The 10,264-nt window shown below is 71.7% G+C and carries 5 protein-coding genes; all 5 read left to right on the plus strand.

The features are described from left to right. Positions 1–50 precede the first annotated feature (50 nt). The gene (locus tag PKE44_RS09765; RefSeq protein WP_324550540.1) at positions 51–5,228 is read left to right on the plus strand and encodes an alpha-2-macroglobulin; all 5,178 of its coding nucleotides are present in this window, start codon (positions 51–53) and stop codon (positions 5,226–5,228) included. Between the two features lie 194 nt (positions 5,229–5,422). After that, positions 5,423–7,405 carry a penicillin-binding protein 1C gene (gene pbpC, locus PKE44_RS09770; RefSeq protein ID WP_324550548.1) on the plus strand — a complete coding sequence of 661 codons (1,983 nt, stop codon included), beginning with the start codon at positions 5,423–5,425 and terminating at the stop codon, positions 7,403–7,405. Positions 7,406–7,774: 369 nt separating this feature from the next. After that, entirely contained in the window at positions 7,775–8,263 is a 489-nt protein-coding gene (locus PKE44_RS09775; RefSeq protein WP_324550542.1) for a DUF2244 domain-containing protein, read from the plus strand. A gap of 129 nt (positions 8,264–8,392) precedes the next feature. Further along, complete coding sequence (coxB, locus tag PKE44_RS09780; RefSeq protein ID WP_324550544.1) at positions 8,393–9,577, plus strand: cytochrome c oxidase subunit II; 1,185 nt, start codon at positions 8,393–8,395, stop codon at positions 9,575–9,577. Between the two features lie 14 nt (positions 9,578–9,591). Next, positions 9,592–10,264, plus strand: a 673-nt coding sequence (locus tag PKE44_RS09785) for a cbb3-type cytochrome c oxidase subunit I (protein ID WP_324550546.1), incomplete at its 3' end; no start/stop codon positions are given.

Here is a 10,264-nt window from a genome sequence, read left to right on the forward strand (position 1 = left end):
CCATGCGTGCCCTGCCGCTGCTGTGCCTGCTGTTTGCGTGGCTGTCCGCCATGCCTGCCCATGCCTTTGAAGACAAGACCCTCGGCGTCGCGGCCGATCAGTACCGGGCGGCGCTGATCGCGCAGGCCGGCAAGGTGCTGCCGCCGGATACGCAGGCGAAGGCCGATGCGGCGTTGAAGGCGAAGAAGTGGGGGGAGGCGATCGTGCCGCTTGAGCTGCTGGTGCGCGCGCACCCCGATGACGGGCCGCTGTGGCTGAAGCTCGCGCGCGCCCGCGGCAACAGCAATCCGCAGGACGAGCGCGCGCGGCCGGCGGCGTATGCGGCGCTGCGCCTCGCCAAGAGCGCCGAGGAACAGGCGGCGGCGCTGTTCGTGCTCGGGCGGCTGACCGAGGTCAATCAGGACGGGCGCGCGGCGCTCGCGATGTATGACGAGGGGCTGGCGCTGGTGCCGGACGAGGGCATCGCCAGGCGCGCCGCCAACCTGCGCGCGACGCTCATCATCAAGCCGGTCAACGCGGCGGTGGAGGAAGAGTCCGCGACGCCGCGCTTCTGCGTCGAATTCAGCGACCCGCTCTCGAAGGCCCGCCAGTACCACTACGAGGACTTCCTGCAGACCGAGCCGGCGGTGCGGCTGTCGGTGACGGTGCGCGACACCAAGCTCTGCGCCGAGGGCGTCGAGTGGGGCCAGGGCTACCGGGTGACGGTGCGCGCCGGCGTGCCGGGGGCGAAAGGCGATCGCACGGCCAGCAGCGAGACCTTCACGCTGGCGTTCCCGGACCGCAAGCCGAGTGTGGCCTTCCGTGGCAACGGCTACGTGCTGCCGCGCAAGGCCGGGCAGATGCTGCCGGTGGTCAGCGTCAACCTGCCGGCGGCGGAACTGAAGCTGCTGCGCATCAACGACCGCAACCTGATCCGCGAAGTCCTCAACGGCAGCTTCGACGAGGCGCTGTACGGCTCCGACGAGGATGCGATCGCCAGCGACCGCGGCGAGGAGGTCTGGCACGGCAGCGTCGAGTTCGCCGGCGACAAGAACCGCGAGACGGTGACGCTGCTGCCGCTCAAGACCGTGCTGCCGGAGACGAAACCCGGCGTCTACGTGCTGACCGCCCGCCCGCCGCGCAAGCAGGCCCCCGCCGCCGGCGACGAGGACGATGACTACGACTACGACGTGCATGCGACGCAGTGGCTGATCGTCTCGGACCTTGGCCTGAGCGTGCTGCGCGGCGCCGATGGCCTGCACGTGTTCGTGCGCTCGCTCGAATCCGGCCGGCCGGCGCCGAACGTCGAACTGCGGCTGCTGGCGCGCAACAACACCGAACTCGCGACCGTGACCAGCGATGCCGAGGGGCGCGCGAAGTTCGATCCCGGCCTGCTGCGCGCCAGCGGCGGGCGCGCGGTGCGCGGCCTCTATGCCTACGGGCCGGGCGGTGACTTCAACCTGCTCGATCTCGGCCAGCCGGCGTTTGATCTGTCCGATCGCGGCGTCGATGGCCGCGTGCAGCCGGTCGGGCTCGATGCCTTCCTGTATACGGAGCGCGGCGTCTACCGGCCCGGCGAGGCGGTGGAGCTGAGCGCGCTGCTGCGCGATGCCGGCGCGGCCGCGGTCGAGAACCTGCCGGTGACGCTGATCGTGCGCCGCCCCGACGGCGAGGAGGCCGAACGGCGCGTGCTCGCCCCCGGCGCACCGGGCGCGTATCACACCCGCCTCGAACTGCCGGCCAACGCCCGCAGCGGCACCTGGACCGCGCGCCTGCACGCCGAGCCGGACGGGCCGGCGATCGGCGAGCGGCGCTTCCAGGTCGAGGACTTCGTGCCGCAGCAGATCAAGGTGGAACTCGCCACCGACCAGCCGTTCCTGACGCCGGATTCGGCGGTCGTGCTCGCGATCAGCGGCCAGTTCCTGTACGGCGCGCCGGCCGCCGGCCTGCCGGTCGAGATGGATGCGACGCTCGAAGCCGATCCCGATCCGTATCCGCAGTTCGCGGGCTACCGCTTCGGGCTGGTGCAGGACGAATGGGAGCCGGCCTACCAGAACCTGGAAGGTCTGCCGCAGGCCACCGACGAGGAGGGCCGGGCGGTGGCGCGCATCGAGGCGCCGCCGGTGCCCGATACCGGCCGGCCGCTGCGCCTGAGCGTGCGCGTCGGCATCGAGGAACCGGGCGGGCGGCCGGTGCGCCGCGTCGTGCGCCTGCCGTACCGGACCACACCTTACGCCCTCGGCATCCGCCCCGGCTTCGACGCCGGGCAGGGCCTGAAGCAGGGCGCGGCAGCGCCGTTCGAGCTGATCGCGGTCGGGGCCGACGGCAAGGTGCGCGAGGCCAAAGGCTTGCGCTGGGAGCTGTACCGCGAGAACTGGGATTACTACTGGTTCCACAACGGCGACACCGGCCGCTTCGACTACAAGCTGCTGCTGCGCGACGGCGCGCCGGTCGCAGGGGGCGCGCTCGATATCGGGATGGACGCGCCGGCGAAGCTCAATACCGCCGCACTCGACTACGGCCCGTACCGGCTGGAGGTCTACGACCCGGCCGGCACGACGGCGAGCAGCGTGCGCTTCACGGTCGGCTGGTACGCGGCCCCGAGCGCCGGCGACCGGCCCGATCAGCTGCGCGTGACGCTCGATCAGCCACGCTACGCCGCGGGCGCGAGCGCGAAGGTGCGCGTGCAGCCGCCGTTTGCCGGCGAGGTGCTGCTGACGGTCGTGAGCCACAAGCTCTGGCTCGCGCACTCGCAGTACGTGCCGGCCGAGGGCGCGACCATCGATCTGCCGGTCGATGCCGACTGGGGACCGGGCGTGTACGTGAGCGCGACGGCATTCCGGGCCGGGCGCGAGGCGCCGGCGGTCGGGCCGGGGCGCGCGATCGGGCTTGCCTGGCTTGCGCTCGATGATGCGCCGCGCCGGCTCGACGTGAAGCTCGACGCCCCGGCCGAATGGCGGCCGCGCCAGACCGTGCAGCTGCCGGTGACGCTCAGCGGCGCCGATGGCAGCAGCGGCGGCAAGGGCGTGACGCTGACCGTCGCCGCGGTCGACGAGGGCATCCTGCAGCTCACCGACTTCGAGACGCCGGACCCGGTCGGCTGGTACCTCGGCAAGCGCCGGCTCGGACTCGACATGCTCGATGTCTACGGCCGGCTGATCGCACCGGCCGAGGGGCGTGCCGGTGAACTGCGCAGCGGCGGCGATGCCGACAGCCGCCTGCTCGATGGCGCACAGCTCAAACACAAGCAGAGCGTCGCGCTGTTCTCGGGCTTCGTGACGCCGGATGCGCAGGGACGGGTGAGCGTGCCGCTGGCGCTGCCGGACTTCAACGGCCGGCTGCGGCTGATGGCGGTCGCCTGGGACCGCACGCGCGTCGGTCGCGGCGAGGCACAGGTGCCGGTGCGTGATCCGCTGGTCGCCGAAGCCTATCTGCCGCGCTTCCTCGCGCCCGGCGACCGCGCGCAGGTGCGCACGCAGTTCGATGATCTCGCCGCCGCGCCCGGCGACTGGCAGGTGCAGTACGCCGTCAGCGGGCCGGTGACGATCGAAGGCTCGCCTGCGCAGACGCTCGCGCTCGGCAACGGCCGGCCGAAGCAGGTGCGCGGTGCGCTTGCGCTCAGTGCCACCGGCGTTGGCGATGCGCGCCTGACGCTGACCGTGACCGGCCCGGACGGCAGCCGCATCGAACGCGAATGGCCGTTCACGGTGCGCGCCGCGCAGGCCGTGCAGACCTTCGCCGAGACGAAGGCGCTCGCGCCGGGCGCGAAGCTCGCACTCGGCGCCGATCTGCTCGGCGGCTGGCTGCCGGGCAGCGGACGCGTCGACGTGCTCGCCTCGTCACGGCCGCCGATCGACGTGCCGGCGCTCCTCGATGCGCTCGATCGCTATCCGTATGGCTGCGCCGAGCAGACCACCAGCCGCGCGCTGCCGCTGTTGTACGCCAACGATCTCGCCCGCGACTGGCTCGGCGGCGAGGCGGTCGATCCGGCGCTGCCGAAGCGCGTGCAGGACGCCATCGCCCGGCTGCTCGCGCAGCAGAGGAGCGATGGCGGCTTCGGGCTGTGGCGCGCGCTCGATGATCCGAATCCGTGGCTGAACGCCTACGTCATGAACTTCCTCGTGCGTGCGAAGGAGCAGGGCTATCTGGTGCCGGAAGTGGCGCTGAAGCACGGGCTGGCGGCGCTGCACGATGCGCTGAACAGCCGCAGCGACCCGGACGAGCGCGAACTCGCGACGCGCGCGGCCAGTGCCTACGTGCTGGCGCGCGCGCAGGCGGCCACGCCCGGCGAGCTGCGCTACCTGCACGATGCCTGGCTCGCGAAGATGCCGACCGAGCTGGCGGCCGCGCAGCTCGGCGCGGCGCTGGCGCGCTACGGCGACAGCGAGCGCGCGCGCGCGGCCTTCGACCATGCCTTCGCGCTGCAGGCGCGGCCGTACTACTGGTGGGATTACGGCAGTGCGCTGCGTGACCGCGCCGCCCTGCTCGCGCTCGCCACCGAGGCCGGCCAGAGCGCGCGCATCGGCGATCTGGCCACCGATGTCGCGCGCGAGGCCGACGGCCGGCGCTACCTCAGCACGCAGGAGCAGGCCTGGCTGCTGCTCGCTGCGCAGGCGCTCGGCGCCGGTCAGGGCCAGCTTGCGATCAGCCGCGACGGCGCGCCGTGGGCGCAGGGCAAGGCGCGTGCGCGGCTGCGGCCGGAAGCCGCAGCGCTCGAACGCGGCCTCACGCTCGCCAACGACGCGCAGGCGCAGACCTGGGTGCGCGTGACGCGCAGCGGCATCCCGAGCGCCGACCAGCCGGCGGCGAGCGAGGGCATCACGGTCACGCGCCAGTGGTACACGCTCGACGGCAAGCCGCTGCCGCCCGGCCCGGGCCTGGTCAAGGCCGGCACGACGCTGGTCGCCGTGATCGGCGGCGAGGTCGCGGCCGGCGAGTACGTGCAGGGACTGGTCGTCGATCTGCTGCCGGCCGGCTTCGAGCTCGAAAACGCCGCCCTCGGCCCGAACCGCGCACCGTCCGAACTGCCGTGGCTGCCGACGCTGACCGAGCCCGATCACGTCGAGCTGCGCGATGACCGCTACGTCGCCGCGATCGGGCTGGAGGACGGCACGCGCCGCTTCACGCTCGCGTATCTGGTGCGCGCCATCACGCCCGGCGACTACCGCGTGCCGGCCGTGCTCGCCGAGGACATGTACCGGCCGCAGCTGCGCGGGCGCGGGGCGATGGGGCGGGTGAAGATCGAGTGAGGCGGAACCCGGTGTGGCGGGGGGCGGCGCACACCCGCCTGCGATTCATCCCCTGTCCCGGAGCGGGACAGGGGAGGGGGCGCGGCAGGCAAACGACGGACCGGCCGGTTGCCGGGCCGTGGTCGTGGCGCGCGCGTATCGGTGTACTGCTGCTGGCTGCGGTCTTCTTCGCGCTGGTCACGGCCGACCGCCTGCTGCCGCCCGAGCTGTCGCGCCTGCAGCACGAATCCCTGCGCGTGCTCGCCGCCGACGGCACGCTGCTGCACGTCGAGCGCTCGGCGGATGGCTACTGGCGGCTGCCGGTGCGGCTCGCCGAGGTCGATCCGGCCTACGTCGCGGCGCTGCTCGCCTTCGAGGACCAGCGCTTCCGCCGGCATCCGGGCGTCGATCCGCTCGCACTCGCGCGCGCCGCCGGCCAGTGGCTCCGGCACGGGCGGATCGTTTCCGGCGGTTCGACGATCACGATGCAGCTCGCGCGCCTGCTCGAACCGCGCCCGCGCACGCTCGGCGCCAAGCTCATCGAATGCCTGCGCGCGCTGCAGCTCGAAGCGCACTTTTCCAAGGACGAGCTGCTGGCGATGTATCTGACGCTGGCCCCGTACGGCGGCAACCTCGAAGGCCTGCGCGCGGCGAGCCTCGCGTGGTTCGGCAAGTCGCCGCGCGAGCTGCGTCCGGCCGAATACGCGCTGCTGGTGGCGCTGCCGCAGTCGCCGACCCGGCTGCGCCCGGATCGCCGGCCCGAGGCCGCACGCCTGGCGCGCGACAAGGTGCTGATGCGCCTGGCCGCGGCCGGCGTGCTCGATGCCGCCCGGGCTGCCGAGGCGCGCGAGGAGGCCGTGCCGGCACAGCGCCTGACGCTGCCGCGCGCGGTGCCGCATCTTGCCGCCGCGCTGCACGCGGCGCAGCCGCAAGCCTTCGAACTGCACTCGACGCTCGATGCGCGCGTGCAGGCCGAGACCGCGACGCTCGCGCAGCGCGCGCTTGCCGGACTGGGGGCGCAGGTCAATGCCGCGCTCGTCGTCGTCGAGCAGCGCAGCGGGCGCGTGCTCGCCTACGTCGGTGCCGCCGAGCTCCGTGATCCGCAGCGCCACGGCAGCGTCGATCTGCTGCGCGCGCTGCGCTCGCCGGGCTCGACGCTGAAGCCGCTGGTCTACGGCCTCGCCTTCGACGACGGCGTGCTGCACCCGGACACGCGCATCGACGATGTGCCGACGCGCTTCGGCGACTATTCGCCCGGCAACTTCATGGAGCGCTACTACGGCGAGGTCAGCGTGCGCGAGGCGCTGCAGCGCTCGCTGAACGTGCCGGCGGTGGCGGTGCTCGATCGCGTCGGGCCGCTGCGCGTCGCGCAGCGCCTGCGCGAGGCCGGGCTCGAACTGCAGCTGCCGGACGGTGCCGCGCCGGGGCTGCCGATCGTGCTCGGCGGCGCCGGCATGCGGCTCTGGGATCTCGCCGGCCTGTACGCGGCGCTCGCCAACGGCGGCAGCGCACCGCCGCTGACGCTGATGGAAGCGGCAGCGGCCGTGCCCCGGCCGCCGATGCGCCTGCTCGGGCCGGTCGCCGCCGAGCAGCTCGCGCGCATCCTCGAAGACGCGCCGCCGCCGGCCGAGGCCGTGCCGCCCGGCGACACGCGCCAGCCGCGCCGCATCGCTTACAAGACCGGCACCTCCTACGGCTTTCGCGACGCCTGGGCGCTCGGTTACGACGGTGCGCATACGGTCGGCGTCTGGGTCGGCCGGCCGGATGGCTCGCCGAACCCGGGGCACTTCGGCCGCAACACCGCCGCACCGCTGCTGTGGCGGGTGTTCGACCTGCTGGCCCCGAGCCCGCGCGTCGCCTTCGTCGAGCAGACTCAGTTGCCGGACGGCGGCCGGGCGCTGGCGCCGAACTGGCGGCATCTGGCCGGCTCGGCTGCCCGCGACACGCGCGCGACGCTGGCGCTGAGCTTTCCGCTGCCCGGCGCGCGCGTTGCGTTGCCGGCCGACGGTGCGCCGCTGCCGCTGGTCGCGAGTGGTGGCCTGCGGCCGCTGCGCTGGCTGGTCAACGGCGTGCCGCTCACTGGCTCGCCGATGCGGCGCAGCGTCGCCTGGCAGCCGGACGGGGAGGGGGCCGCGCGTGTGACCGTCGTCGATGCCGCCGGCCAGAGCGCCAGCGCCGAGTTCTGGCTGATGCGCTGAAGCGCCGCCGGCGGACCGGGCGCCGGCCGGGACGTTGCCGCAGTGCCCGGCGGGCTGCAGGCGATCGGGCTGCCGGCAAGCGCCGTCCCGCGTCGGGAGTTTCGTGTGTTACCGGTAAGGATTTCGGTCGGAAATTTTCAATGAATCCACGTCGACTCCGCGTCCCGCTCCGACCCTTCGCTTGCGTTGCATGAAACTTCGGCAAACCAGTTCATCACTGCCGGAAGGCGGGGGATTGATCCGCAAGGGGTTTCAAAAAAATCGGTAATGTTTGCGTGAATGCTGCGTTGCGTCATTGAATTTCACGCCGTTGACAGTCTTTGGCCCCCGTTCTACACCGTGACCATCCGTGATGCCGGAGCGAGGGTCATGGTCGACGTTGAATGCCATGACGAAGATCATGAGGTCTGCTTCGAGCTGCGGCCGAACCGTTCCCTGTCCGCCACCGGCGCGCTGCTGTTCTTCGCAGCGACCGGCTGCGTCTGCGTGACGATCGCCTTTGTCTGCCTTTACTTCGGCTTCTGGCCGGTCGTGCCGTTCACCGGCCTGGAGCTGGCGGCGCTCGGTGCGGCGCTGTGGTGGACGCAGCGCGACAACCGCCGGCGCGAGTCGATCCGCATCGGAGCGCAGCAGGTGATCGTCGAGCGCAGCGGCCGGCGACCGATGCGCGTGGCGCTGACCCGCTGCTGGGTGCGCGTGTCGCTGGAGCCGGACGCGAGCGGGCGCGGCAGCCGGCTCGAACTCGGCACGCACGGCCGGCCGGTCGAGATCGGCGGCTTCCTGACCGAAGCCGAGCGACAGGCGCTGGCCGGCTCGCTGCGCGCGCGGCTGCGCTGCGGCAGGCACGGATACCCATAAATAAGGAGACGGCCCCGGCGTTTTCCGGCGGTCGCCGACCGAAGGCTTGCAACCATCGTGGCGGGTGCCCTGCACACACCCGCTCCGGACCCGCGACGTACGGGTCGCCACCTGAGGAGTACATCGGGCATGTCAGCCTTCCGTCCCTGCGGCCTCGCCGCGACCGGCGTCCTCGGGCTGTGGAGCGCGGCGGTACACGCCGACTTCCAGCTCAACATGACGCCCGGCGTCACCGCCGTCAGCCACCGCATCTACGAGCTGCACATGCTGATCTTCTGGATCTGCGTGGCGATCGGCATCGTCGTGTTCGGCGTGATGTTCTGGTCCGTGTACCACCACCGCAAGTCGCGCGGCGCAGTGGCGGCGCAGTTCCACGAGAGCACGACGATCGAGATCGCCTGGACGATCGTGCCGGTGCTGATCCTGGTCGGCATGGCGATCCCGGCCACGAAGACGCTGGTGCAGATGGAAGACACCTCCAACGCCGACCTGACGATCAAGGTCACCGGCTACCAGTGGAAGTGGCGCTACGACTACCTCGGCGAGGACATCGGCTTCTATTCGAGCCTGAAGACCGACGCCCGCCAGATCCACGGCGAGACCGACAAGGGCGAGCACTACCTGCTCGAAGTCGACAGGCCGCTGGTCGTGCCGGTCGGCAGGAAGGTGCGCATCCTGACCACGGCCTCGGACGTGATCCACGCCTGGTGGGTGCCGGCGCTCGGCTGGAAGCGCGATGCGATCCCGGGCTTCGTCAACGAGTCCTGGGCGAAGATCGACCAGCCCGGCACCTACCGCGGCCAGTGCGCCGAGCTCTGCGGCAAGGATCACGGCTTCATGCCGATCGTCGTCGTCGCGATGAACCAGCCTGATTACGACAAATGGCTGGCCGACACCAAGGCTGCCGCTGCCTCCGAGCGCAACTCGGCCGATCGTGTCTGGGGCAAGGCCGAGCTGATGGCCAAGGGTGCCGAGGTCTACCGCAGCTGCGCGGCCTGCCATCAGGCCAGTGGCGAAGGCATCGCCGGCATGTTCCCGCCGCTGATCCACGGCAAGCCGTTCTCCGGCCCCGAGGCGCTGCTCGAACCGCTGCGCACGCGCGGCTTCCTGTCGGCCGACGGCAAGATCACGGTCGGGCCGCTCGACAAGCACGCCGAGATCGTGCTGAAGGGCATCCCCGGCACGCCGATGGCGGGCTACGCCGGCCAGCTCTCGGACGTCGAGGTCGCCGCCGTGCTGACCTACATCCGCAATTCCTGGGGCAATGACTTCGGCGACGCGGTCCAGCCCTCGATGATCAAGACCCTGCGCTGAACGGGAGACCGGACATGACCGCGACCACCGCCGGACACGATGCCGTTCACGACGGACACGACCACGGCCACGAGCACGCGCCGCCGCGCGGGCTGTGGCGCTGGCTGAGCACGACCAACCACAAGGACATCGGCACGATGTACCTCGTGCTGTCGCTGACGATGTTCTTCATCGGCGGGGCGATGGCGCTGGTGATCCGCGCCGAGCTGTTCCGGCCCGGCCTGCAGCTGGTCGAGCCGATGTTCTTCAACCAGATGACCACGATGCACGCGCTGGTCATGATCTTCGGCGCGGTGATGCCGGCCTTCGTCGGGCTTGCCAACTGGCTGATCCCGATGATGGTCGGCGCGCCGGACATGGCGCTGCCGCGCATGAACAACTGGTCGTTCTGGATCATGCCGTTCGCGTTCGCGCTGCTGTTGTCGACGCTGTTCATGGACGGCGGCGGCCCGGCCGGCGGCTGGACGCTGTACCCGCCGCTGAGCCTGCAGACCGGCGCGGCCTTCCCGTTCGTGATCCTGTCGATTCACATGATGGGCGTGTCGTCGGTGATGGGCGCGATCAACATCATCGCCACGATCCTGAACCTGCGCGCGCCGGGCATGACGCTGATGCGCATGCCGCTGTTCGTGTGGACCTGGCTGATCACCGCCTACCTGCTGATCGCGGTGATGCCGGTGCTGGCCG

The organism is Plasticicumulans sp. (assembly GCF_035331805.1).
GTDB lineage: Bacteria > Pseudomonadota > Gammaproteobacteria > Competibacterales > Competibacteraceae > Plasticicumulans.